Annotated in this window: 23 protein-coding genes and 1 pseudogene; 4 read left to right on the plus strand and 20 right to left on the minus strand. The window is 63.2% G+C overall.

Annotation, left to right across the window (positions count from 1 at the left end):
• Positions 1-12: 12 nt before the first annotated feature.
• The 6 genes from acpP to ACSMEV_RS17230 form a co-directional block, all read right to left on the minus strand.
• The gene (gene acpP / locus ACSMEV_RS17205) at positions 13-252 is read right to left on the minus strand and encodes an acyl carrier protein (RefSeq protein ID WP_459206217.1); all 240 of its coding nucleotides are present in this window, start codon (positions 250-252) and stop codon (positions 13-15) included.
• Positions 253-453: 201 nt separating this feature from the next.
• Positions 454-1,194, minus strand: coding sequence for a 3-oxoacyl-ACP reductase FabG (fabG, locus tag ACSMEV_RS17210; protein WP_459206218.1), 741 nt, complete (start codon positions 1,192-1,194; stop codon positions 454-456).
• Between the two features lie 16 nt (positions 1,195-1,210).
• Positions 1,211-2,149 carry an ACP S-malonyltransferase gene (fabD, locus tag ACSMEV_RS17215; RefSeq protein ID WP_459206219.1) on the minus strand — a complete coding sequence of 313 codons (939 nt, stop codon included), beginning with the start codon at positions 2,147-2,149 and terminating at the stop codon, positions 1,211-1,213.
• A gap of 126 nt (positions 2,150-2,275) precedes the next feature.
• Positions 2,276-3,286 (minus strand): phosphate acyltransferase PlsX, encoded by a 1,011-nt coding sequence (gene plsX / locus ACSMEV_RS17220; protein WP_459206220.1) that lies wholly within the window; start codon positions 3,284-3,286, stop codon positions 2,276-2,278.
• A 3-nt stretch (positions 3,287-3,289) separates the two neighbouring features.
• Positions 3,290-3,472, minus strand: a complete 183-nt coding sequence (rpmF, locus tag ACSMEV_RS17225; protein ID WP_085675542.1) for a 50S ribosomal protein L32 — start codon at positions 3,470-3,472, stop codon at positions 3,290-3,292.
• A 13-nt stretch (positions 3,473-3,485) separates the two neighbouring features.
• Positions 3,486-4,013, minus strand: coding sequence for a YceD family protein (locus ACSMEV_RS17230; RefSeq protein WP_459206221.1), 528 nt, complete (start codon positions 4,011-4,013; stop codon positions 3,486-3,488).
• Positions 4,014-4,107: 94 nt separating this feature from the next.
• Here ACSMEV_RS17230 and ACSMEV_RS17235 point away from each other — a divergent pair, with 94 nt between their 5' ends.
• Positions 4,108-4,686, plus strand: coding sequence for a Maf family protein (locus ACSMEV_RS17235; RefSeq protein WP_459206222.1), 579 nt, complete (start codon positions 4,108-4,110; stop codon positions 4,684-4,686).
• Positions 4,687-4,745: 59 nt separating this feature from the next.
• Here the strand turns inward: ACSMEV_RS17235 and ACSMEV_RS17240 are convergent, their stop codons facing one another.
• From ACSMEV_RS17240 to rluC, 3 genes are read right to left on the minus strand one after another with little or no spacing between them, the layout of a single operon-like run.
• Positions 4,746-5,729 (minus strand): S49 family peptidase, encoded by a 984-nt coding sequence (locus ACSMEV_RS17240; RefSeq protein WP_459206223.1) that lies wholly within the window; start codon positions 5,727-5,729, stop codon positions 4,746-4,748.
• An 18-nt stretch (positions 5,730-5,747) separates the two neighbouring features.
• A complete protein-coding gene (locus ACSMEV_RS17245) occupies positions 5,748-6,410 on the minus strand; it encodes an HAD family hydrolase (protein ID WP_459206224.1) in 663 nt (220 codons plus the stop codon).
• Positions 6,400-7,356 carry a 23S rRNA pseudouridine(955/2504/2580) synthase RluC gene (rluC, locus tag ACSMEV_RS17250; RefSeq protein ID WP_459206225.1) on the minus strand — a complete coding sequence of 319 codons (957 nt, stop codon included), beginning with the start codon at positions 7,354-7,356 and terminating at the stop codon, positions 6,400-6,402. Before rluC ends, ACSMEV_RS17245 begins: the two co-directional genes overlap by 11 nt.
• Before the next feature lie 881 nt (positions 7,357-8,237).
• On the opposite strand from rluC, the gene rne reads away from it, so the two are divergent.
• Positions 8,238-11,711, plus strand: coding sequence for a ribonuclease E (rne, locus tag ACSMEV_RS17255; protein WP_459206226.1), 3,474 nt, complete (start codon positions 8,238-8,240; stop codon positions 11,709-11,711).
• Between the two features lie 81 nt (positions 11,712-11,792).
• Here the strand turns inward: rne and murB are convergent, their stop codons facing one another.
• The 8 genes from murB to ACSMEV_RS17295 form a co-directional block, all read right to left on the minus strand.
• A complete protein-coding gene (gene murB / locus ACSMEV_RS17260) occupies positions 11,793-12,812 on the minus strand; it encodes a UDP-N-acetylmuramate dehydrogenase (RefSeq protein WP_459206227.1) in 1,020 nt (339 codons plus the stop codon).
• Positions 12,809-13,273, minus strand: a complete 465-nt coding sequence (locus ACSMEV_RS17265) for a low molecular weight protein-tyrosine-phosphatase (protein ID WP_459206228.1) — start codon at positions 13,271-13,273, stop codon at positions 12,809-12,811. Before ACSMEV_RS17265 ends, murB begins: the two co-directional genes overlap by 4 nt.
• Positions 13,273-14,037, minus strand: coding sequence for a 3-deoxy-manno-octulosonate cytidylyltransferase (gene kdsB / locus ACSMEV_RS17270; protein WP_459206229.1), 765 nt, complete (start codon positions 14,035-14,037; stop codon positions 13,273-13,275). The genes ACSMEV_RS17265 and kdsB overlap by 1 nt, the downstream gene beginning before the upstream one ends.
• Positions 14,034-14,219 carry a Trm112 family protein gene (locus tag ACSMEV_RS17275; protein WP_459206230.1) on the minus strand — a complete coding sequence of 62 codons (186 nt, stop codon included), beginning with the start codon at positions 14,217-14,219 and terminating at the stop codon, positions 14,034-14,036. Before ACSMEV_RS17275 ends, kdsB begins: the two co-directional genes overlap by 4 nt.
• Before the next feature lie 41 nt (positions 14,220-14,260).
• The gene (lpxK, locus tag ACSMEV_RS17280) at positions 14,261-15,253 is read right to left on the minus strand and encodes a tetraacyldisaccharide 4'-kinase (RefSeq protein ID WP_459206231.1); all 993 of its coding nucleotides are present in this window, start codon (positions 15,251-15,253) and stop codon (positions 14,261-14,263) included.
• Complete coding sequence (locus ACSMEV_RS17285) at positions 15,253-15,687, minus strand: ExbD/TolR family protein (RefSeq protein ID WP_459206232.1); 435 nt, start codon at positions 15,685-15,687, stop codon at positions 15,253-15,255. Before ACSMEV_RS17285 ends, lpxK begins: the two co-directional genes overlap by 1 nt.
• Positions 15,684-16,319, minus strand: a complete 636-nt coding sequence (locus ACSMEV_RS17290; protein WP_459206233.1) for a MotA/TolQ/ExbB proton channel family protein — start codon at positions 16,317-16,319, stop codon at positions 15,684-15,686. The genes ACSMEV_RS17285 and ACSMEV_RS17290 overlap by 4 nt, the downstream gene beginning before the upstream one ends.
• Positions 16,320-16,403: 84 nt before the next feature.
• A complete protein-coding gene (locus ACSMEV_RS17295) occupies positions 16,404-18,644 on the minus strand; it encodes a DNA internalization-related competence protein ComEC/Rec2 (protein WP_459206234.1) in 2,241 nt (746 codons plus the stop codon).
• 140 nt (positions 18,645-18,784) lie between these two features.
• Here ACSMEV_RS17295 and ACSMEV_RS17300 point away from each other — a divergent pair.
• Positions 18,785-19,291, plus strand: a pseudogene (locus ACSMEV_RS17300) (DUF2062 domain-containing protein); the annotation flags it as partial.
• Between the two features lie 3 nt (positions 19,292-19,294).
• On the opposite strand, the gene ACSMEV_RS17305 reads toward ACSMEV_RS17300, so the two are convergent.
• The 3 genes from ACSMEV_RS17305 to ACSMEV_RS17315 form a co-directional block, all read right to left on the minus strand.
• Positions 19,295-20,074 carry an ABC transporter permease gene (locus ACSMEV_RS17305; RefSeq protein ID WP_459206235.1) on the minus strand — a complete coding sequence of 260 codons (780 nt, stop codon included), beginning with the start codon at positions 20,072-20,074 and terminating at the stop codon, positions 19,295-19,297.
• The gene (locus tag ACSMEV_RS17310; protein ID WP_459206236.1) at positions 20,071-21,003 is read right to left on the minus strand and encodes an ABC transporter ATP-binding protein; all 933 of its coding nucleotides are present in this window, start codon (positions 21,001-21,003) and stop codon (positions 20,071-20,073) included. Before ACSMEV_RS17310 ends, ACSMEV_RS17305 begins: the two co-directional genes overlap by 4 nt.
• Positions 21,004-21,146: 143 nt before the next feature.
• A complete protein-coding gene (locus ACSMEV_RS17315; protein WP_459206237.1) occupies positions 21,147-21,770 on the minus strand; it encodes a glutathione S-transferase in 624 nt (207 codons plus the stop codon).
• A 208-nt stretch (positions 21,771-21,978) separates the two neighbouring features.
• Here ACSMEV_RS17315 and ACSMEV_RS17320 point away from each other — a divergent pair, with 208 nt between their 5' ends.
• The gene (locus ACSMEV_RS17320) at positions 21,979-24,426 is read left to right on the plus strand and encodes an acyl-CoA dehydrogenase (RefSeq protein ID WP_459206238.1); all 2,448 of its coding nucleotides are present in this window, start codon (positions 21,979-21,981) and stop codon (positions 24,424-24,426) included.
• The last annotated feature ends 150 nt before the right edge of the window (positions 24,427-24,576 follow it).

A 24,576-nucleotide genomic window follows, 5' to 3' on the forward strand; every position in this document is an offset into this window, starting at 1 on the left:
ACTACAAACGGCTTAAGCAGCCTGGTGATTATTGATGTAGTCGATGGCAGATTGTACGGTAGTGATTTTTTCAGCTTCTTCGTCAGGAATCTCGGTTTCGAATTCCTCTTCCAGAGCCATCACCAGCTCAACGGTGTCAAGCGAATCGGCACCCAGGTCGTCGACGAAAGACTTCTCGTTGGTCACATCTTCTTCTTTAACGCCCAGTTGCTCGGCAACGATTTTCTTGACGCGTTCTTCGATGGTGCTCATACCTTGTTTTCACTCCTAATGGACATATGTCAGGCAGCTGACCGGTGAGTAATTTTATAGAAAGACGCCTGCTTTTCAAGCTTAATGCGTCACCTCATGGTCACCCGACCCGCTGCCTGGAATCTGGATGCAGCTTTATAACGGATTTTAAGGTCGCAGTCTGGCTATTTTTCTGCGCAATCCATCACATTGAGTTGCTGGTTACATGTACATCCCGCCGTTCACAGGCACGGTAGCACCCGTAACGTAGGCGGCGCCTTCGGACGCCAGGAACGACACCACATTGGCGATTTCCTGTGCTTGGCCCAAGCGGCCCAGAGGAATCTGGGTCTGCAGGGATTCGCGTTGCGCTTCTGGCAATTCACGCGTCATGTCGGTATCGATGAAACCTGGCGTCACCGAATTGACCGTGATGTTGCGCGAGCCGACTTCACGCGCCAGGGCGCGACTGAAGCCTTCGAGGCCCGCCTTGGCAGCGGCGTAGTTGACCTGGCCGGCATTACCCATGGCCCCGACCACCGAGCCGATGCTGATGATACGGCCCCATTTGGCCTTGGTCATGCCACGCAGCACGCCCTTGGACAGACGGTAAAGGCTGTTGAGGTTGGTATCGATAACGTCGAACCACTCGTCGTCTTTCATGCGCAGCATCAGGTTGTCACGCGTGATGCCGGCGTTGTTGACCAGGATGGTCGGCGCACCGAACTGCTCGCCGATGGCGGCCAACACGGAAGCTACGGACTCGTCACTGGTGACGTTGAGCGCCATGCCGGTGCCGGCAACGCCGTGCTCCTTGAGGGTCTCGGCGATGCGCTGAGCACCCGATTCGGACGTGGCCGTACCGATCACAGTGGCGCCCTGGCGGCCCAATTCGAGCGCGATGGCTTGACCGATGCCACGGCTGGCACCGGTGACGAGGGCGACTTTACCTTGCAGGCTCATGCAAGCTTCTCCTAGATCAGGCCAACGCCGCGCGGGTTGCGGCGAAGGCTTCAGGGGTATTGAGGTTGTAGGTGGTCACGCCATCGGCGCACCGTTTGTTCAAGCCGGCCAGGACCTTGCCCGGGCCGCACTCCACCAGGTTGACCGCACCTTGCGCGGCCAGCGTCTGCACGCATTCGACCCAACGCACGGGCTGATAAAGCTGGGCCAGCAGGTCTTGCTTGAGGGTGTCGAGGTCGCGAGGAATGGCTGCGCTGACATTCTGCACCAGGGGAATTGCCGGAGCCTGCCAGTCGATGGCGTTTACCGCTTCGGCGAAACGCTCGGCGGCAGGCTTCATCAACGCACAGTGCGACGGCACGCTGACCGCCAGCGGCAGCGCACGCTTGGCGCCGGCGGCCTTGCACAGCTCGATGGCGCGATCCACTGCGGCCTTGTCGCCCGCAATGACCACTTGCCCTGGAGAGTTGAAGTTGACCGCGCTGACGACCTGACCTTCGGCGGCCTGGGCACATAGCTCGATCACCTTCGCGTCGTCCAGGCCGAGAATCGCCGCCATACCGCCCTGCCCCGCGGGCACGGCGTCCTGCATGAGCTGCCCACGGCGCTCAACCAAACGTACGGCATCGGCCAGGGTCAAGCAGCCAGCCACGACCAGGGCGCTGTACTCGCCCAGGCTGTGGCCGGCGACGAACGCAGGACGGACATCGCACTGTTCTTGCCACAGACGCCACAGCGCGACTGACGCGGCAAGGATGGCGGGCTGAGTCTTGTCGGTTTGCGCCAACTGCTCTTCGGGGCCTTCCTGAATCAGTTCCCACAGGTCGTAGCCCAGCGCGGCCGAGGCCTCCCTGAAGGTTTCGACGATGCAGGGATGCTGCGCACCGAGTTCGGCGAGCATGCCCAGCGACTGGGAACCTTGCCCTGGAAAGACGAATGCGAGGGTTGCAGACATGGAACAGGCCCTTATGAAGAAGTGATCGGTGTACATGATCAGGCGCTTGGCCTGACAATCAGTCTGAAAACTTGGATGTAGAGGTCGACCAAGCGGTCACATTTAATCATTCAGCGATGTCATTGCCTAAGGCAAATGCCTTTCGAGAAGACCCGACAGACGTTGCGGCAGATTCACATGAATTTCGACCAACGCTCGCTCGATCGCGCTTTGAAAGCCCTGTACGCCGGTCGAACCGTGGCTTTTGATCACGATGCCTTGCAACCCCAACAGGCTCGCGCCGTTGTGCCGAGCGGGCGCGAGGTCCGCCCTTAGGCGCTTGAGCAATGGCAAGGCCAGCAGGCCTGCCAGGCGTGCCAGCAGCCCCTGGCGGAACAATGCCTGCAGACGCTCGGCAATCATGCCGACCAAGCCTTCGCTGGATTTGAGCACGGCATTGCCGACGAACCCGTCGCACACCACGACGTCCGCTTCGCCGCGGTACAGCCCATCACCCTCCACGAACCCCACGTAGTTGAGGTTGCCGGCCTCGCCGAGCAATGCTGCGGCTTGCCTGACCTGCTGGTTGCCCTTGATGTCCTCGGTACCACAGTTGAGCAAGCCGACACGTGGCTGCTCGATACCCAACGCCTGCGCCGCTACCGAGCCCATCACGGCGAACTGGTAGAGCTGCTGTGCGGTGCAATCGACGTTGGCGCCCAAATCCAGCAACTGGCAGAAGCCGCCGCGCGTGGGGATGGCCGCCACCATGGCTGGACGGTCGATGCCTGGCAGCGTCTTCAAGACAAACCGCGACAACGCCATCAGGGCACCCGTATTGCCGGCACTGACGCACGCCTGGGCCTTGCCGTCGCGCACCAGCTCCAACGCTACGCGCATCGAGGAATCCGGCTTACCCCGTAACGCCTGGCTGGGCCGCTCGTCCATACCGACCGCTTCGCTGGCTGCGACGATTTGCAGGCGCGCGCGTTCGGCAGCAGGCAGACCACTGACAAGCGATTCGATGAGGGAAGGTTGGCCGACGAGGGCCAGGTGCAGCGAGGGCGTAGCTTTGAGACAGGCGATGCTCGCCTGAACAATGAGACGGGGACCAAAGTCCCCGCCCATCGTATCGATCGCGACGATCGGAGCGGACAAGATTTACTCGTCAGCGCCCTTGTCGATCACTTTGCGGCCACGGTATACGCCTTCTGGCGAAACGTGGTGGCGCAGGTGAACTTCGCCGGTGCTCTTGTCTACCGACAGCGCGTTTTCCGACAGGGCGTCGTGCGAACGGCGCATGTCACGGGCAGAGCGGGATTTTTTGTTCTGCTGAACAGCCATAATTGATTAACTCCTAAACGTTTGGGTCACGCTTTAACTGCGCCAAAACACTGAACGGGTTGGACCGCGATACCTCGTCCTTGCCCGGCTCGGGCTCATCTGCACCGGCCGGCTGCTGGCATTCTTCCGGATGATGAGCAGGCACGATTGGCAGAGCGAGCAACAGCTCTTCTTCGATCAGCGCCTGCAGATCCAAAGGATCTTCGCCCAGTTCCAGCACGTCATAGCCTTTCGGCAACGACTGGGTATTCGCACCCTCCTTCACCACGGCGTAGGTACATTCGCTATGGATCGGCAGGGTGACCAGCTCAAGACAACGCTGGCAAACCATCTTGACTTCGACATCCAGCGCGGTGTGGACAACCACCGTGTGCTGTTCGTCTCGTTCAAAATCGAACTTCGCCTGCACCGTACCGACATCGTCGGAAAGCGGGTCGCAGAGTCTTTCCAAATCAGCGAGTGGCAGCGAACCTTGAAGGGTTACGCCGCGATCGGCCAATTTGCGCGGGTCAACGTGAGGTGGAATCGGGTCATTCAACATAGGCGCAGCATTCTAGGGACGCCCCCTACTCCTGTCAAAGGAAATTAGGCGGCATGTCGTATGTTAGGATCGGCCACCCGCTTCGGAGACCACCATGCTTCCTTTATTACTGGCTTCCAGCTCGCCCTATCGCCGCGAACTGCTGCAACGCCTGCGCCTGCCGTTCACCTGCGCGAGCCCCGACCTGGACGAGCGCCGCCTCGATCAGGAGCCAGCCGCCGCGCTGGTCCAGCGACTGGCCCAGGCCAAAGCGCGCGCCTTGGCCGACAGCCATCCGGACCACCTGATCATCGGCTCCGACCAGGTCGCAGTGCTGGGCGAGCAGATTCTGGGCAAGCCCCACACCGTCGAACGCGCCTGCGAGCAGTTGCTCGCAGCCAGCGGCCGCTCGGTCACCTTTCTCACAGGCCTGGCCCTGCTAAACACGGCGACCGGCCACTGCCAGGTCGACTGCATCGCTTTCACGGTCATCTTCCGCACCCTGGATCGCGCACGTATCGAGCGCTATGTCGAAGCCGAGCGTCCGCTCGATTGCGCTGGCAGCTTCAAAGCCGAAGGCCTGGGCATCAGCCTGTTTCAACGCATGCAGGGGGACGATCCGACGAGCTTGATCGGCCTGCCGCTGATTCGCCTGGTGGACATGCTGCTGGCTGAACAGGTACGCCTTCCCTGAATACGAAACGGGACGCGCCGTGATGACGACGCGCCCCGCTCATGAAGCCTTTTCTACCCTCAGCGCAAGGTCGGCCCTTGCAAGCCCATCCACAGCGCCAGGCGCTCGGCCATGCTGGTGCCGATGCGCTTGGAGAAGCGGTCGAACGGCGACTCCTGCACGGTAAAGTCGACCAACTCCTTCTCGCCTACCACCTCGCGCGCCACATAGCCGGCACTGCCCAGGCCATCCACCAGGCCCAGCGCCTTGGCCTGCTCGCCGGTCCAGACCAGGCCGCTGAACAGCTCGGGATGCTCCTTGTCCTTGAGCCGATCACCCCGACCTTGCTTGACCATGGCGATGAACTGCTGGTGCGTGGTGCTCAGCACGCCTTGCCAGAAGGCCGTCTCGTCCGGCTTTTGCGGCGAGAACGGATCGAGAAAGGCCTTGTGCTCGCCTGAGGTATACAGCCGCCGCTCGACGCCCAGCTTTTCCATGGTGCCGACGAAACCATAGCCCGCCGCGGTAACGCCGATCGAGCCGACCAGGCTAGCCTTGTCGGCATAGATCTCATCGGCCGCACTGGCAATGTAGTACGCCCCGGAGGCGCCCAGATCGGCGATCACCGCATATAGCTTGATGTCAGGATGCTCGCCGCGCAGTCGGCGGATTTCGTCGTATACATAGCCCGACTGCACTGGGCTGCCGCCTGGGCTGTTGATACGCAGCACCACGGCTTTGGTATTGGCATCCTCGAACGCCTCGCGCAGGCCTTTGACCAGATTGTCGGCACTGGCCGGCTCCCGATCGGCGATCACGCCTTGCAGCTCCACCAGCGCGGTATGGCTGGCACTGCGCTTGGAGGCGCCGTCGAAATCCAGCAGCGGCGTGAACAGCGCCAGCAGGCCGAACAGGTAGGCGAAAGTCAGAAGCTTGAAGAAGATGCCCCAGCGTCGCGCGCGCCGCTGTTCCTGCACACTGGCGAGCAGGGTCTTCTCCAGAAGCTTCCAGCTTTTGCGGTCCTCGTCGCCTTGCGACTCAGGAGATTTCCAAAGATCGGGCATGCCTACCTACCTTGAGCGTCAGCGGTGCTGGCCGGCCAGCCACTCGCGCAATTGGGAAAAATGACTGATGCACACCTGCGGGCCGAACTCGGCCAGCGCCTGCAACGACATAGCGCCATAGCCGACCGCTACCGAGTGCATGCCGGCGTTGCTGGCCATCTGCAAATCGAAAGCCGAGTCACCTACCATCAGCGCGCGCTCGGCAGGCACGGCGCAATGGCTCAGGATCTGCTCCAACATCAACGGGTGCGGCTTGCCGCGAGTCTCGTCCGCAGCACGGGTGATGTCGAAGTAATCCCCCCAGCCATTGGCCAGCAGCACGCGATCCAGGCCGCGGCGCGCCTTGCCGGTCGCCACCGCCATGCGATAGCCCTCGGCGCGAAAGGCGTCGAGCGACTCCACCACGCCGTCGAACAATGGCGAAGGCTGCTGGTCAAGGGCGATGTAGACGTCAGCATAGTGCTGGCGAAAGCGTGACACCTGTACGACATCCAGGTGGGGATACAAGGTACTGATCGCCTCGTCCAGCGCCAGGCCGATGATGCCCTTTACCGCTGCGTCATCGCTGCGCGGCTCACCCGCCCGATCGGCGGCCTCGGCCATTGATTGCACGATGCGCCCGATCGAGTCGGCCAGCGTGCCGTCCCAGTCGAAGATCAGCAGGTCATAGTCACGGCGCACTGAGACGCTCCACGGTCTGCGACCAGACGTCGTCGACCGGCGCTTCGAGCTTGAGCTCGCCACCGTCGGGCAGCGGTACGGTCAGCGCATAGGCATGCAGGAACAGGCGCTTGCCGCCCAGGTCGCGGATCTCCCGACTGAAGTCTTCGTCGCCGTATTTGCTGTCGCCGGCAATCATGTGCCCGGCATGCAAGGTGTGCACACGGATCTGGTGAGTGCGCCCGGTGATTGGCCGCGCTTCGACGATCGTGGCGAACTCGCCGAAACGGCGCAGTACGCGGAACATCGTCAGCGCATCCTTGCCCTCTTCGTTGACCTCGACCATACGCTCGCCCGAACGCAGGTTGCTTTTGAGCAGCGGCGCGTTGACCTGCTTCTTGGAGGTCGGCCAGTGGCCACGCACCAGCGCCATGTAACGCTTGTCGACGCCGTCGCCGCGCAACGCGGCGTGAAGGTGGCGCAGCATGCTGCGTTTCTTGGCGATCATCAGCAGGCCGGACGTATCGCGGTCCAGGCGGTGCACCAGCTCCAGCTCCTTGGCATCGGGACGCAATTGACGCAGCGCTTCGATCACGCCGAAGCTCAGGCCGCTGCCGCCGTGCACGGCGATGCCCGCCGGCTTGTTCATGACGATCAGCGCCTTGTCTTCGTAGACGATGGCTGCCTCAAGCCGCTGCAACAGGCCCTGGGCTACCGGCGCCGGCGCGTCACGCTCGGGCAGGCGCACCGGCGGAACGCGCACGATGTCGCCGGCCTGAAGCTTGTATTCGGGCTTGATTCGGCCTTTGTTCACACGCACTTCGCCCTTGCGCACGATGCGGTAGACCAAGGTCTTGGGCACGCCTTTGAGGGCGGTGATGAGGAAATTGTCGATGCGTTGGCCGGCAAGCTCCGGCGGAACTTCGATCAGCTGGACGCCGGAAGTCGGGGGGGTATTGGTTGTCATGGCGCGATCATAACAATTTGATGGATTTGAAGCACTTAATCATTGCTGATATAGTCGCGAGCGTCGCCATAAGCGGCAGATTGGCGGTAGATATGCAGTACGTAGCCGTACGGCAGCCCCAATCTTCGCAATTCTCGAGGACGCGAGGCCGTCCTACGGGGCTTTCGCCAGTTGTACGAACTGCCTGGAATCGCCACTCAGCGCTGTGTAGAGAAGACTGAAAATAAACGACGAGCGCGGCATCATGCCTGCTTCCCGATTCTTTTCGCATCACTCCCCCTCTGCCCTCCGCGTCGCTTCCCTGCATCGCCCGGCGAGGGTCTCGGAAATACCTGCCTCAGACATGAAATGGCGTCAGCTTTCTAGCGAAGCTGGCGAAAAATGCAACCCGTTGCGGATTCAGCGCGCGGCAGCACCCGAGTTTTCAAGGGATACGTGCAGGGTGGAGATGCATAGCCGCCGGACTGTGTAGATGCCAGGTTGGCGTCCACGGCCGGCGACTGATTCCTCCTCCTGACTGAGTGCACAGGGTTTGTTCGAGACGTCGCCCAGCGACGGTCAGGTGAGGTGATACAGGCGCAGAACGCGGACCATGCCGGCGACAACGGGCATGCCGGGCCTGACTTCAACGCAGCCTGACCGACACGCAAGCACTTATCGCCCACGCCCGACCTGCAAGGTTGATCCGCAGACCGCAGGCCACGTGGCACCACAGCAATCAGGACGCGTCGTCGCGACCACGGCAGGCTGGGCAACCGGCTGGTGTCGAATGTCGCTAGACACGGGGGTAGCCCGCTACCCTTTGCGCACCCAGGCACCGACCATGGAAAGTCGTGTGTGCCGAACGCCGTTTCCGGCAGCCCGGAAACCGACGGTACAACATGAAAAGAATGCTGATCAACGCGACTCAACCCGAAGAGTTGCGTGTAGCACTGGTAGATGGCCAGCGCCTCTATGACCTGGACATCGAGTCCGGTGCCCGCGAGCAGAAAAAGGCCAACATCTACAAAGGCCGCATCACCCGCATCGAGCCCAGCCTCGAAGCCGCCTTCGTCGACTTCGGCTCCGAACGTCACGGCTTCCTGCCGTTGAAGGAAATTTCCCGCGAGTACTTCAAGAAGACCCCCGAAGGCCGCGTCAACATCAAGGAAGTGCTGAGCGAAGGCCAGGAAGTCATCGTCCAGGTCGAGAAGGAAGAGCGCGGCAACAAAGGCGCAGCCCTCACCACCTTCATCAGTCTGGCCGGGCGTTACCTGGTGCTGATGCCCAACAACCCCCGCGCTGGCGGCATCTCGCGCCGCATCGAAGGCGAAGAGCGCAACGAGCTGCGTGAAGCGCTCAACGGCCTGACCATCCCCGCCGACATGGGCCTGATCGTGCGCACCGCAGGCCTTGGCCGCAGCAGCGAAGAAATGCAGTGGGACCTGGACTACTTGCTGCAACTGTGGACTGCCGTCAAGGAAGCTTCGCTCGACCGCAAGGCGCCGTTCCTGATCTACCAGGAAAGCAACGTCATCATCCGCGCCATCCGCGACTACCTGCGCCAGGACATCGGCGAAGTGCTGATCGACAGCATCGAAGCCCAGGAAGAAGCCCTGACCTTCATCCGCCAGGTGATGCCGCAGTACGCCAGCAAGGTCAAGCTGTACGAAGACAGCGTGCCGCTGTTCAACCGTTTCCAGATCGAAAGCCAGATCGAAACCGCCTTCCAGCGCGTGGTCGAACTGCCATCGGGTGGCTCGATCGTCATCGACCCCACCGAAGCCCTGGTCTCGATCGACATCAACTCGGCGCGCGCCACCAAAGGCAGCGACATCGAAGAAACCGCGCTGCAGACCAACCTGGAAGCTGCGGAAGAGATCTCCCGTCAGTTGCGCCTGCGTGACATCGGCGGCCTGATCGTCATCGACTTCATCGACATGACCCCGGCGAAGAACCAGCGCGCCGTCGAAGAACGTGTGCGCGAGTGCCTGGAAGCCGATCGCGCCCGTGTGCAAGTGGGTCGCATCTCGCGTTTCGGCCTGCTGGAAATGTCCCGTCAGCGTCTGCGCCCTTCGTTGGGCGAAAGCAGCGGCATCGTCTGCCCTCGCTGCTCGGGCACCGGCATCATCCGTGACGTCGAGTCGCTGTCGCTGGCGATCCTGCGCCTGATCGAAGAAGAAGCGCTGAAGGACCGCACCGCCGAAGTGCGCGCGCAAGTGCCGATTCCGGTCGCCGCATTCCTGCTCAACGAGAAGCGTAACTCGATCACCAAGATCGAACTGCGTACTCGCGCCCGCATCATCATCCTGCCGAACGACCACCTGGAAACGCCGCACTTCGAAGTGCAGCGCCTGCGTGACGACAACCCGGAAGTGCTGAACAACCTGTCCAGCTACGAAATCGCCACCACCGAAACCGAAGAAGTCCAGCCGCAAACCGCCACGCGCACCCTGGTACGCCAGGAAGCAGCGGTCAAGACCGCACCGCCGCGTACCAGCGCGCCCGTGCCAAGCACGCCGGAAGCACAGCCCGCCGCTACCGCAGCGCCGGCAGCTCCCGTGCAGAGCGCGCCAGAGCCAAGCCTGTTCAAGGGCCTGGTGAAATCTTTGGTCAGCCTGTTCGCCGGCAAGGAGGAGCCTGCACCGACGCCGGTCGCCGCGCCCGAGAAGCCAGCCAGCGAGCGCCCGCAGCGCAACGAAGAGCGCCGCAATGGCCGTCAACAGAGCCGCAACCGCGGTGGCCGTCGTGACGAGGAGCGCAAGCCCCGTGAAGAGCGTGGCGAGCGCCAGTCGCGCGAAGAGCGCGCCCCTCGTGAAGAACGCGCACCGCGCGAAGAACGTGCCGCACGTCAGCCGCGCGAAGATCGCCGCGGTAATCGTGAAGAGCGCCCGGTCCGCGAGCTGCGCGAGCCATTGGACGCCGCACCTGTAGAGCGTGAAGAACGTGCGCCTCGCGAAGAACGCGCCCCACGCGAAGAACGCGCACCTCGTGAAGAGCGTGCTCCACGCGAAGAACGTACGCCTCGCGAAGAACGTGCGCCTCGTGAAGAGCGTACTCCACGCGAAGAGCGCGCACCTCGTGAAGAGCGTGCTCCACGCGAAGAGCGCGCACCTCGTGAAGAGCGTGCTCGACGCGAAGAACGCGCACCTCGTGAAGAGCGCACTCCACGCGAAGAGCGTGCCGCTCGTGAAGAGCATGTTCCTCGTGAAGAACGCGCCCCTGTAGAGCCGGTCGATGCACAGGCTGTCGAGACCGCCCCAGCGCAAACCAGCCTCGAACCGCAAGCCCCTGCTGCGCTCGAAGAGCAGCAATCGCGCGCGCCGCATGAAGAACGCGAACCTCGGGTGACCGAGCAGTCTGCCGATAACGCTGACGAGCAGGCTTCGAACGAAGACGCTCAAGCCGAGCAGGAAGGCAACGACGAGGAGCGTCCACGTCGCCGTTCGCGCGGTCAACGCCGTCGCAGCAATCGTCGCGAGCGTCAGCGTAACGGCAACGGCGAGTTGATCGAAGGCGAAGAAGAAGGCAACGACGAGCCATCGTCCGAGCAAGTCGAAGCGCCCGCTGTAGCCGAAGCGCCAGCTGCAACCCCAGCCACGGCCGCCGAGCTGGCTGCAGGGCTTGCCGTGACCGCCGCCGTCGCCAGCAGCAACATCAGCGCCAACGCCGAAGCCCAGGCACAACAGCAGGCCGAGCGTGCTACCGATGCCGTGAGCGAAACCCGTGTGCAGGCGCCCCAGGACCAGGTAGCTCCCAGCAAGATCGCTATCGAAACCGAAACCGCTGCCATCGCGCCTAGCGTCGAACAGTCGGCCGAGCCGGTACTGGAAGTGAACCCTGGCATCGCCCCTGTGGTGGAAGTCGTGCCTGCGCACGAGCCTGCCACACCTGCCGCCCAAGACGGCGAAGCCAAGCAGTCGGCAGCGCCGGCCGCACAGGCCGAGCAACCGGTCGTGGTTCAGCCGACGGTCGAGATCATCGATCTGGTCACCCCGGTGCAAGCGCCTGCCGCAGCCGAAAGCGAAGCTGCCAAGCCTGCCGAAGCAGCGGTCGAAACGCAGTTGCCACCGGTGGCCGTAGAAGCCGAGCCCGTGGCCGAAAGCCGCGAACCTTCCGAGCAGCCTGCGCAAACCGAGCCCGTGGTCGTCGACCCTGCCGCCGCGCAAGCGCCTGCAAGCGAGCCGGTCGCAGTCGAGCCTGCGACGGTCATGCTGTCGAACGGTCGCGCGCCGAACGACCCGCGTGAAGTTCGCCGTCGCAAGCGTGAGGCCGAAGCTGCCGCCGCCGCAGCCCAGGCTGCTGCGGATGCCGCCACCCGCCACACCGCGCTTGCCCCTGAATCGACCGACGTGCCTAAACCGCACCAAGGCTGATTCATCGGCTGACTAAAAAGCCCCGCCAGTGCGAACTGGCGGGGCTTTTTCATGGCTGCTATAAAGCGCTTGGGATAGCCCTCAGTAGAGATTGGGCTCCATCTCCAATTCGACGCCGAAACGCGCGCGAATGTCGCTCTGGATCTTGCTGGCCAGGGCGTGCAGTTGAGTACCACTGGCCTGGCCGTAATTGACCAATACCAACGACTGCAAGCGGTGCACACCGGCATCGCCCTCGCGATAGCCCTTCCAGCCAGCCCGTTCGATCAGCCAACCCGCAGCCAGCTTCACGCCCTCCTCGCCTTGCGGATAAGCCACGAGATCGGGATAGGCGGCACGAATTCGGTCGGCGCACGCACTGGATACCACCGGATTTTTGAAGAAGCTACCGGCGTTGCCCAGGACGGCAGGGTCCGGTAATTTTTCCCGACGGATGCTACAGATCGCCTCACTGATGGCCTGGGCAGTCGGCTGCTCCACGCCTTGCTCCTGCAAGCGCTGACGCACAGGCCCATAGCCCAGGTGCGGATCGAGGGTACGCGTCAACGCGAAGCGCACGCGCAGAATCAGCCAACGCCCTGGGTTGGCCTTGAATACGCTGGCACGGTAGGCGAACGCGCATTCTTGCAGGCTGAACTCGCGCACGGCGCCGGACTGCCGGTCCAGCGCGGTCAGGCCGGCGAAGACGTCCTTGATCTCGACGCCATAGGCGCCGATGTTCTGCATGGGCGCGGCACCGACGGTGCCGGGGATCAAGCTGAGGTTCTCCATGCCGCACAAGCCTTGGGCGATGGTCCACTGCACGAAGGGGTGCCAGGGTTCGCCCGCTTCGGCCTCGACGACCACATGCTCGCCGTCGTCGGCGACGATGCGCCGTCCACGACTGGCCATGTGCAGGACCAACGCATCGACGTCCTGGGTCAGCAACAAGTTGCTGCCCCCGCCGAGCACCAGCACGTCCAGCTCACGTTCTGCCGCCTGGGTCAGCGCTTGCAACACATCGGCATCATCGTGCGCCTGCACCAGGTAGCGGGCCTTGACGTCGATGCCGAAGGTATTGAGAGGCTTGAGCGATACGTTCGTTTGCCATGACGCCGTCATAGGCGCCCCTTGATTTCGACCAGCAAGGCCTGGCAAGCGTCTTCGATCAGGTCGAGTACCTGCTCGAAGCCTTCGGCACCGCCATGGTAGGGATCGGGCACGTCGTCGACCCCTGCGCCATAGCGGCGCAGAAACAGGTCCAGCTCGCCCTTGGCATGGCTCGGACGTAACGCTTGCAAGTCGCGCAGGTTGTTCGAATCCATGGCCAGCACCAGATCGTAATCGGCGAAATGCGCTGGGGTGACTTGCTGGGCGCGTTGGCGCGACAGGTCGTAGCCGCGCGCCAAGGCGGCGCGGCAGGTACGCTGGTCGGGTCCCTGCCCTACATGCCAGTCGCCAGTGCCAGCGGAAGCCACCTCGACTCGATCGGCAAGTCCGGCATGCTGCAGATGCTGACGCAGTACGCCTTCGGCAGTCGGCGAGCGGCAGATGTTGCCCAAACACACGAACAGAATGCGCATCAGTGCTCCAGCAGGCGACGAACGCGCTCGAGGTCTTCCAGGGTATCGACGCCTACGGCAGGGGCCTCGAGCGCATCGGCCACGTGGATGCGCACACCGTGCCAAAGAGCTCGCAACTGCTCCAGCGCCTCGGTCTGCTCCAGCCAGCATGGGCCCCAGGTGACGAAGTCTTGCAGAAAGCCCACACGGTAGGCGTACATGCCGATGTGACGGCGATACGGCACGCCCTCAGGCAACTGGTCCTGCCGCTTGGCGAACAGGTCACGCGCCCATGGCAACGGCGCTCGGCTGAAGCTCAGAGCCAAGCCGTTTTTGTCGCTGACCACTTTCACCGCGTTGGGATTGAACACAGACTGCGGCTCATGTATGGCTTCGGCCAGGGTGGCGATGCCGGCCTCGGGGTGCGTCGCCAGGTTGTTGGCCACTTGGTCGATGATCACCGGTGGAATCAATGGCTCGTCACCTTGCACATTGACCACGATGGCGTCGGCGGCCAGCCCAAGCAATGCGGCCACTTCGGCCAGACGGTCGGTGCCCGATTCGTGTTCCGCGCGAGTCATCACCACTTCGGCACCGAATGCCTTGCAGGCGTCCAAAATGCTGATGTCGTCGGTCGCGATGACCACCCGCGCAGCGCCGCTTTTGCAGGCTTGTTCCCAGACGTGCTGCACCATCGGCTTGCCGGCGATGCTCAGTAGAGGCTTGCCGGGCAAGCGGGTGGAGCGCAAGCGGGCCGGGATGACCACGGTGAAGTCGAGGCTCATTTGTCCAGGCGCTCCTCGTCGGTCAAGGTGCGCGCTTCGGTTTCGAGCATGACGGGAATGCCGTTGCGAATCGGGTAGGCCAACCCGGCGCTCCTGCTGATCAGTTCCGTTTTATCGGCGCTGAGCTTGAGCGGGCTCTTGGTGATCGGGCAAGCCAGGATGTCGAGCAGTTTGGTGTCCATGAGTACGTCCTAGGGGCCAGGGGGCCAAAGGTGGCTGAGAGTCAGAGCAGGCGCTGCAATTGGGCGTCGAACCAGGCGCTGAAAGCGGGGCTGGGCTGGGCGTCGACCGCCAGGTACCACCAGTCGGGCTGAGCAAAGGCGCGGCATTTGACCGCGTCTTTTTCGGTCATGACCAATGGCAACGACGGGCTGAAGTTCAGCGCTTGCGGGCTGAACTGGGCATGGTCGGCGAAGGGATGGGCCAGCGGCAGCCAGTCTAGCGCTTGCAGGGTATCGAAGAAACGCTGGGGGTTGCCGATGCCGGCCACGGCGTGCAATGCCTGGCCGGCAGGAAAGTGGTGCAGGGGGCGACGTTCGCCGGTGCACAGGTTGACCAGCGCGCTGGGCAGCAACTTGAACGCGAAACCAGGCGCAGGATCGCTGGCGGCACCGTTGTACAGCAAGGCGTCAACGGTTTGCAGGCGCTCGACCGGCTCACGCAACGGGCCTGCCGGCAGGCAACGCCGGTTGCCCAGGCCGCGGGCGGCATCGATCAGCACCAGCTCCAGGTCGCGCGCCAGCCGGTAATGCTGCAAGCCGTCATCGCTGAGGATCAGATCGAGCGGCTCGGCCGCGAGCAGTGCCTTGACCGCACGCCCGCGGTCAGGGTCGATCATCAGCGGCACGCCGGTACGCTGCACGATCAGCAGGGGTTCGTCGCCGGCCTCTTCTGCCGTCTGTTGCGCGTCGACCCGCCAGGGCAGCGTCGGCGGCTTGGCACCGTAGCCGCGGCTCACTACGCCCACACGCAGGCCCCGCTGACGGCAGCGCTCGATCAACCAGAGGATCATCGGCGTCTTGCCAGTGCCGCCGACGGTGACGTTGCCAACCACGACCACGGGTACGGGCGCGCGATAGCTGGCCGTCGCGCCGGAAAGAAACTGCGCTCGCTTGCGCCGGACCACGTGCCGGTACAACGCCTCCAAGGGGCGCAACAGCACCAGCGCCGGGTGACCGGCGTACCAGGCATGCAACAGGCGGTCGGCCAGGCTCATCACGGCGTGCCCTGAACCGCCTCGACGGTGGTCATGCGCAACTGGCTGAAGCCCAACTTGCCGGCCGCATCCATGGCGGTGACGACCGACTGGTGAGGCGTCTTGCCATCGGCGCTGATCAGCAACGGCAACTTGTTGTCGCCATCGGAAGCGCGCTGCACGGCCTCGATGAGAGTGTCGAGGTCACTGCGCGGCAACAGGTTGTTGTTGACCGAATAGACACCTTCGGCACTGATGGTGATTTCCACTTGCCGCCCAGATTCGGCCGTGGGCGGCGTGGCACTGACCGATTCGGGCAGCTCTACCCGCAATTGGTTTTCCCGGGTGAAGGTGGTGGTAACCACGAAGAACAGCAGCAGGACGAACACCACGTCGATCAACGACGCGAGGTTGATGTCGACGCTCTCGCGACGACGGTTGCGCCGGAACTTCACGCCTTGGCCCCGCTGATTTCGACTTCGCGGTCGCCCTGTAGCACTTCCACCAGTTTGATCGCCTCCTGCTCCATGCCCACCACCAACTCGTCGATGCGGCGCAACAGGAACCGGTGGAAGAATACGGCCGGGATACCCACCATCAGGCCGGCGGCCGTTGTCACCAGTGCCTTGGAGATCCCGCCGGCGAGCACGGCCGCGTTGGCGGTCATCTGCGAGCCCATGAAGGCGCTGAAGATGTCGATCATGCCCAGCACGGTGCCCAACAGACCCAGCAGTGGCGCCATGGCCGCGATGGTGCCCAAGGTACTGGTATAACGCTCCAGCTCATGGATGACCCGCGAAGCTGCTTCCTCGATGCACTCTTTCATGATGTCGCGCCCGTGCCTGGAGTTGGCCAGACCCGCAGCGAGGATCTCGCCCAGCGGTGAGTCGGCGCGCAGCGCCTTGAGCTTGTCGCCGGTCAGTTGCTTGTCCTTGATCCACATCCAGACCTGACCCAGCAGGTGCGGCGGGGTCACACGGCTGGCGCGCAAGGTCCACAGACGCTCGGCGACGATCGCCAGGGCGACGATGGAGCTCAGAATGATCGGCAGCATCATCCAACCGCCCGACTTGACCAATTCCCACACGTGAGTCACCCCCTCGAAAAAAGGCCGTTACTCTACCATAGGTAGCGTTACCACTGGCTTGCCCCGAGCGATCGGTGTCAGCACTCAACGCAGGGCCTGTTCAACGGGTGGCGGATCGCGCCAGAAGCGCCGTTCGGCCCGCAGCCGGCGCACCTCGCCATGGCTGCCCAGGCGTAGCATCAAAGCGCCATGCAACGCGGTATCGTGCACCCGCATGCGGTGGCGTTGGTAGCGCGCCAGCACCTGCGGATGGGGATGGCCGAAGCGGTTGCCGCGGCCCCTGGAAACCAAGGCGCCGCGCGCTGCCAAGGCGCGCAGGAACGGTTCGCTGGAGGAACTGCGGCTGCCATGGTGGGGCGCCTGCAGCCAGTCGACGGTGGGCGGCGCGGGTTGGGCGAGCCAGGCCCGTTCCGCTCCTCGCTCCATGTCGCCGGCTAGCAGCAGGCGCTCGCCTTGGGCCTCGACCAGCAGCACGCAGGAGCGTTCGTTGCTGCTGGCAGCCCCCGACCAATGCCAGAGCGAGAATTCGACGCCGTCCCAGGCCCAACGCTCGCCGGTGCGACAAGGCTCGGCCTCCATGCCGCCAGGCAGTTCACTGGGTTCACCACTGATCACCCGACCTATCGGAAGGCCTCGTTGCAGCGCGCTGGCGCCGCCCGCATGGTCGACGTGGGCGTGACTGATCAGCATCAGATCAAGTTGCCTGATGCCCAGCCTGCGCAGGGTCGGCAGCACCACCTGCTCACCCAGGTCCAATTCGCCGAATGCCGGGCCGGCATCGTACAGCAGAGCGTGATGGCGGGTCCGTACCAACACCGCAAGGCCTTGGCCTACATCCAGATGCAGCACTTCGGCCTGGCCTTGCGGAACGCTCGGCACTGGCGCCCAAAGCGCCAGCAGCATCACCGCGCCAAGCCCCCGCAGCGGCACCCCGCGCGGCAGCAAGAGCACCAGCACACCGGTCAGCACCAACAGCCAGGCCCACATCGGCAGCGCCGACGGCTGCCAGGCCGGTCGCCACAGCGCCGCGAGACCGAGCGCTTCGAACAGCACCCTCAGCCCACCACCGGCCAGCCATAGCAGCCACTCGCCCAGACTGCCGAGCCCGAGCAAGCCGGTGCCCAGCAGTGCCAGGGGCAAGACGATGAAACTGATCCAAGGTACCGCCAGCAGGTTGGCCAGCGGCGCGCTCAGGCTCACGGGCAAGCCCAATGCCAGCAGCACTGGCAGCAGCCCCACGGCGATCACCCATTGCGCACGGCTCCAGGCCTGCCAAGGTCGCCAGCCGCCAAGCCGACCGGCAAAGCAATAGATCAGCACCGCTACCGCTGCGAAAGACAGCCAGAACCCTGGCAACAAGCTGGCCAACGGCTCTATCAGCAACACACCGTTCAACGCCAGCAGCCACGGCATGCTTGCGCCCATGTGACGAAAGCGCAAGCGCCACAGCAGGACCATCGCCAGCATCAAACAAGCACGCTGCACGGGCACCTGGAAACCCGCCAGCCAGCCATAGCCCAGCGCCGCCAACAGCGACAGCCCGCAAGCCCAAGGCAGCCAGGGCAACCGCAAGGGCCATACGCCCAGGCGCGCGAGCCCCGCGACCAAGCCATACACCAGTCCTGCCAGCAGCCCGATGTGCTGACCGGAGATCACCAGCAGGTGCACCGTGCCCGTGTCGCGAAGCACCTGCCACTGCGCTTGTCCCAGACCGCTGCCATCGCCCAGCACCAACGCCACCACCGCAGCCTGCTGCCCCTGGGCATCGACACCGAGTAGGCGCTGGCGCAGCGCTTCGTGCCAGCCGGGCGTCAAACTCTGCAATCGCTCGCCAGCCTTGACCGTGCCGGTGGCACCGATGCGCCGGGCTAGCAGGCTGGCCTCACGATCGGGACCGTGTGGGTTGAGCAGCCCATGCGGCCGCTTGAGCGTCACGGACAGGCGCCACCGCTCTCCCGCCAATACGGACGGCCCGTCGAACCAGCTCAGTTGCACTCGCTTGGGCAGATCGCCACGGCGCGAGGTCGCGCTTTGCAACTCGAAACGCACCCCTTGTGCCGAATGGGCTGGCAGCCCGACCACTTCCCCCTCCAGCCACAACGTACGGCCATCGAGTTCAGAGGCTAGTCGATCCGCCAGCGCCAAATGCGCCGAGGCGCAGGCCCAGCTCAGCCCGAACAACAACAAACCGGCGAACCTACGTTGCGCGTACAGGCAAACGATGGCTAAGAACGACCCTGCCAGCAACCAACCGACCGACGGCAATGCGGGTAGAAAACGCAGTGACAACAGGCCCAGGGCCAGCGCGAACATCCCTGTGCGCATGGTTCGAGGCTCCCCCTGATGAACGAGCCATTAGCAATAGCCCACGGGGAAGCGCTGCTCGCTTAACAATTGTCACAAACTCTGAACGAGACGGCCGAAAGATGCGGGCATACTGCACCGTCCAACGCCCGGGGGCCGCCATGCCGCGTCGTCTGTTCAAACGCTACTTGCCCGATTCGACCAGCATCCGTGAACACAAGAGCTTACGTTTTTTCGGTCGGCTTCTGCATGACCCGAACCTCTGGCACCTGAACCGCCACTCGGTGTCACGGGCAATGGGTATCGGGCTGTTCGCCGCGCTGATCCCCATTCCCATGCAGATGCTGCTGGCGGCAGCGCTGGCCATCCCAGCACGAGGTAACCTGCCGATTGCGGTCAGCCTGGTATGGCTGACCAATCCGCTGACCATGCCGCCGGTATTCTTCGTCACCTACATGACCGGCGCCTGGTTGTTGCAGGTGCCGCCACGCAGCCTACCCGAAGACATCACCGTCGATTGGGTCACCGGGCAGTTGGCGACCCTCTGGCAACCTTTCCTGCTAGGTTCGGTGGTGTGCGCGGTCGTATTGGGCCTGCTCGGCTACTGCACCACCCTGCTCTACTGGCGCTGGTGGGTAGGCCGGCAGTGGCGCCGACGCACGCACAGAATCTCAGGCGCGCATGCCACGCCCACTGACCAACAGGCGCACACACACCACATACAGCACCACAGTGGCGACCAGCATGAAGGTGATGGCCGTGCCGATGCTGATGTCCGAAACGCCGAGAATGCCGTAACGGAACGAGTTGACCATGTGCAGCACGGGGTTGGCCAACGAGACGGTTTGCCAGAACGGCGGCAGTAGATTGATCGAATAGAACACACCGCCCAGGTAGGTCAGGGGCGTCAGCACGAAGGTCGGAATGATCGAAATGTCGTCGAAGTTGCGCGCGAACACCGCGTTGACGAAGCCCAACAGCGAAAAGATGGTGGCCGTCAGCAGCACCACCAGGACCGTAATGCCCAAGTGGTGAACCTGCAGGTGGGTAAAGAAGAACGACAGCAAGGTCACGATCACGCCCACCGCCAGGCCACGCAACACGCCGCCCAGGACATAGCCGATGAGAATGGTGTGCGGCGACACCGGCGACACCATCAGTTCCTCGATGGAGCGCTGAAACTTCGCTCCGAAGAAACTCGACACCACGTTGCCATAGGAATTGGTGATCACCGACATCATGATCAGCCCTGGCACGATGTACTCCATGTAGGTGAAGCCGCCCATGTCGCCGATCTGCCGGCCGATCAAGTTCCCGAAGATGACGAAGTACAGCACCATCGTGATCGCCGGCGGCAGCAAGGTCTGCGGCCAGATGCGCAGAAAACGTCGTACTTCGCGATAGACGATGGTATTGAGGGCCACCCAGTTGGTGCTCAGTTCGACGCTCATACCGCCACCTTCGACAAGTTCTTCTCCACCAGTGACACGAACAGTTCCTCCAGCCGATTGGTCTTGTTGCGCAGGCTCTGCACTTCGAGGTTTTGCAGCGCCAATTGAGCGAACAACGCCGTGATGCCGACGTCTTTGTCGACCTGCACTTCCAGGGTATGCGGCGTCACCAAGCGCGCCGGGTAGCCTTGCAGCGTGGGCGCCACGGTCAGTGACTGCTTGATGTCCAGCAGGAACGTCTCAACATGCAGTTTGCCCAACAACTGACGCATGCTGGTGTTTTCGACGATGGTGCCGTGGTCGATGATACCGATGTTGCGGCACAACTGTTCGGCTTCTTCCAGATAGTGCGTGGTGAGGATGATGGTCACCCCTTTCTGGTTCAGCTCGGTGAGGAAAGTCCACATGGAGCGACGCAGCTCGATATCGACGCCTGCGGTAGGCTCGTCGAGAATCACCAGACGTGGTTCGTGGATCAGCGCCCGGGCGATCATCAAACGGCGCTTCATGCCACCGGAGAGCGAACGCGATGGCACGTCGCGCTTGTCCCACAAGCCCAGCTGGGTGAGGTATTGCTCGGCACGCTCTTTTGCCAGCGCGGGCTTGATGCCGTAGTAACCGGCCTGGGTCACGACGATGTCGAAGGTCTTCTCGAACTGGTTGAAGTTGAACTCCTGCGGCACCACGCCCAGGTTGCGCTTGAGCGCGGCCGGCTCGCGATCGAGGTCGTGGCCGAACACGCTGACAGTGCCGCTGGTCTTGTTCACCAGCGTCGAGAGAATGCCGATGGTCGTGGATTTGCCAGCGCCGTTGGGGCCGAGCAGAGCGAAGAAGTCGCCTTCGGCCACGTCCAGGTCGATGCCACTGAGGGCCTGGAAGCCATTGCCGTAGGTCTTGGTCAGCTGCCGGATGGACAGGGCAGAACTCATAGAAGATCGATTACCGAGAAAGGAAGTCGGAGCGCGCCAGGACAGGACACCGGCGCAATGAGTGCCGGCATGGTGCAAGGCCATGCCGCGCAAGTACAGTCATGCGTATCGATAGTGACTATCGAAAGCGTCGAGGTGTTCGATCAGGTCAGCGCGCTCATCACGCCTGCCTGGTAGGCCGGGCGCTGCGTCAGGCGCGCGTACCAGGCTTCGAGGTGGCGCAGCGGCGGGCGTTCGATGGGCAACTCGAACCAGGCGTAGGCGAAGCTGCCCAAGGGCACGTCGCCCATTCCGAGGGTGTCCCCCGACAGATAGGGCTGTGTGGCCAATGCCTGGTCGGCCATCGAAAACAGCTGGGCGCATCGCTTGTGCGCTGCATTGATGGCCAGCCAGTCGCGCTGCGCTTCGGGCGTGCGCAGCAGCCCCCAGAACAATGGCTTGAACGGCCCGGCCAATGCCGAGGTGGTCCAGTCCATCCATTTGTCGGCTGTGGCACGCTGACGTGGATCGTCCAGATACCACCCCTGTGCGCGGCCGTATTCGGCGCACAGGTAGCGGACGATGGCGTTGGATTCCCACAGTGTCAGCTCGCCATCTTCGAGCATGGGCACCAGACCATTGGGGTTCTTGGCGCGGTATTCGGGCTGGCCCACTACACCGAAGGCACCGCCCGCATCGATCGAGGTGAAATCCAGACCCAATTCATGGGCGACCCACAGCACCTTGCGTACGTTGCTCGAATTCTTGCGGCCCCAGATCTTCAGCATGGCGATGTCCTTGTTCAATGCACGAGGCTGGCCAGTGTACGCCACCCTCACGGCCAGGTGCGTGCAGCCGGCATGAAAGACGGAGGCTTGGCAGCGGGAACGAACTCCCCGGTACACAACCTGTCACTGCTCTGATGAGGGCCAGCGCCCCAGGCAAGCTACGCTCTAAGGTTTAGGCCTATACCCACGTTCCACGGAGGAAACGCTCATGTTGCTGTTGTGGCTGGTAGTGCTGGTGCTCGGCGTCGCGTATCTCACGCACCGTCGTCTGGCGCCGTTGCAGATTGTCGCGGCGGTCGCCGCCTATACGGTGCTCATGGGCATCTTCAGCAAGGCGCCAGGTTGGTTGCTGATACTACTATGGGTCTTCATCGCGCTTGGTACCGCAGTTCTGGTGCTGCCCGAGTGGCGCCGCAAGACCATCAGCGGGCCGACGTTCAACTGGGTGCGTCGGACTCTGCCGCCCATGTCGCAAACCGAACGCGAAGCCATCGACGCCGGCACGGTGTGGTGGGACGGCCAACTGTTTAGCGGCCGCCCGGACTGGAACACCCTGCTCGCCTACCCTACCCCGCGCCTGACCGAAGAGGAGCAGGCGTTCATCGACGGGCCGACCGAAGCGTTGTGCGCCATGGTCAGCGACTGGCAGATCGGCCAGGACATGGACCTTCCGCCCGAAGCCTGGCAGCACATCAAGGATCACGGCTTCTTCGCCCTGATCATTCCCAAGGAATATGGCGGCAAGGGCTTCTCGGCCTATGCCCATTCGCAAGTCGCCATGAAGCTGGCGACCCGAAGCGGCGATCTGGCCTCGACCGTGATGGTGCCCAACTCGCTCGGCCCTGCCGAACTGTTGCTGCACTACGGCACCGACGAGCAACGCAACCACTACCTGCCCCGCCTGGCACGCGGCGATGACATTCCCTGCTTCGCCCTCACCGGCCCCCACGCAGGTTCCGACGCAGGCGCCATGCCCGACACGGGGATCATCTGCAAAGGGCAGTGGAACGGTGAGGAGGTGCTGGGTCTACGCCTGACCTGGGACAAGCGCTACATCACCCTCGGGCCGGTCGCCACTTTGCTGGGTTTGGCTTTCAAGGCCTATGACCCTGAGCATCTGCTAGGCGACCAAGAGGAGCTGGGCATCAGCCTGGCGCTAATCCCCACCGATACCCCCGGCGTCGAGATCGGCCGCCGCCATCTGCCGCTGGGCGCTGCCTTCATGAACGGGCCCAACAGCGGCAAAGACGTCTTCGTCCCGCTGGACTTCCTGATCGGCGGTCAGGCCATGCTTGGCAAAGGCTGGATGATGCTGATGAACTGCCTGTCGGTGGGCCGCTCCATCTCCCTACCGGCGGTGGGCACGGGCGCTGCCAAGTACACGAGCCTGGTCACAGGCCAATACGCCAACGTCCGCGAGCAGTTCAACGTGCCGCTGGCGGCCTTCGAAGGCATCCAGGAGTCGCTCGCGCGCATCGGCGGCAACGCCTGGCTGATGGACAGCGCCCGCCTGCTCACCGCGCAAGCGGTGGATCTGGGCGAAAAGCCTTCGGTACTGTCGGCCATCCTCAAATACCACCTGACCGAGCGTGGTCGTGAATGTATTCAGCACGCCATGGACGTGCACGGTGGCAAGGGCATCATCATGGGCCCGAACAACTATTTGGGCCGCAACTGGCAAGGCGCGCCGATCTTCATTACCGTCGAAGGCGCAAACATCCTGTCACGCAACCTGATGATCTTCGGCCAGGGAGCCATTCGCTGCCACCCCTTCGTGCTCAAGGAAATGGCGCTGGCGGCACAGCCCGACCACGAAGAGGCGCTGAAGGCGTTCGATCCGTTGCTGATGCAGCACGTTGGCTTCGCACTGAGCAATGCGGCCAGCACTTTCGTGCTGGGTCTGGGCCTGGGTCGCTTCGAAAAAACCCCTGGTGACAGCCTGAGCCAGGGCTATTTCCGCGCCCTGAACCGACTGGCAGCTGCCTTTGCCATGATGGCGGACCTGTCGATGATGCTATTGGGCGGCTCACTCAAGCGCCGCGAACGATTGAGCGCTCGTCTAGGCGATGTGCTGAGCTATCTGTATCTGGCCTCGGCCTCGCTCAAGCGGTATCACGATCTGGGTTCACCCGAATACATGCGTGTGCTGCTGCGTTGGGCGATGGAAGAAAGCTTGGGCAAGGCCGAATGCGCGCTCGATCAATTGCTCGACAACTTCCCTCAACGAGGAGTGAGCTGGGCACTGCGCTTGCTGGTCTTCCCATTCGGCCGCCAGCACACAGGGCCCAGCGACGAGCTCGATGCAGCGGTAGCGGCACTGATAGGTCGCGCCAAAGGCGATCCGGCATTGGAAGAGCTGCTCGCCGGATGCTTCAGACCCCAGGCCGACGGCGATCCGGTGGCTGCCTTGCAACGAGCCAGCGATCTCTTGGCACAGACTTCGGCTCTGTACAAAACGTTGCGTGAAGCGATCAAACAGGGGACTGTCCGACCCGCCCCGGGTCAATCGGCGATAGATGCGGCCCTGGAAAGCGGCGTATTGGAGCCGCAAGAGGCTCGCCAACTGCATGAAGCCGAGCGGGCTCGCAAAGTGGTGATCGACGTCGACGCGTTCGATAAAACGCAGATACTGCCTGTACAAGACAACGTGCGCTGAACCAGAAACGGACGCCCACGCGCGGCAAGGTGTCCGTCTTCATTCGCAACGATGCCATCTTGCGTATTGCGAGACATGGCATCGCCTTTGCGATTGGGCGAAGCCATGCAATACCTCCGTGGGTCGGTAGGGTCCGCAGATACCGCACCT

The organism is Pseudomonas sp. MLB6B (genome assembly GCF_054508135.1).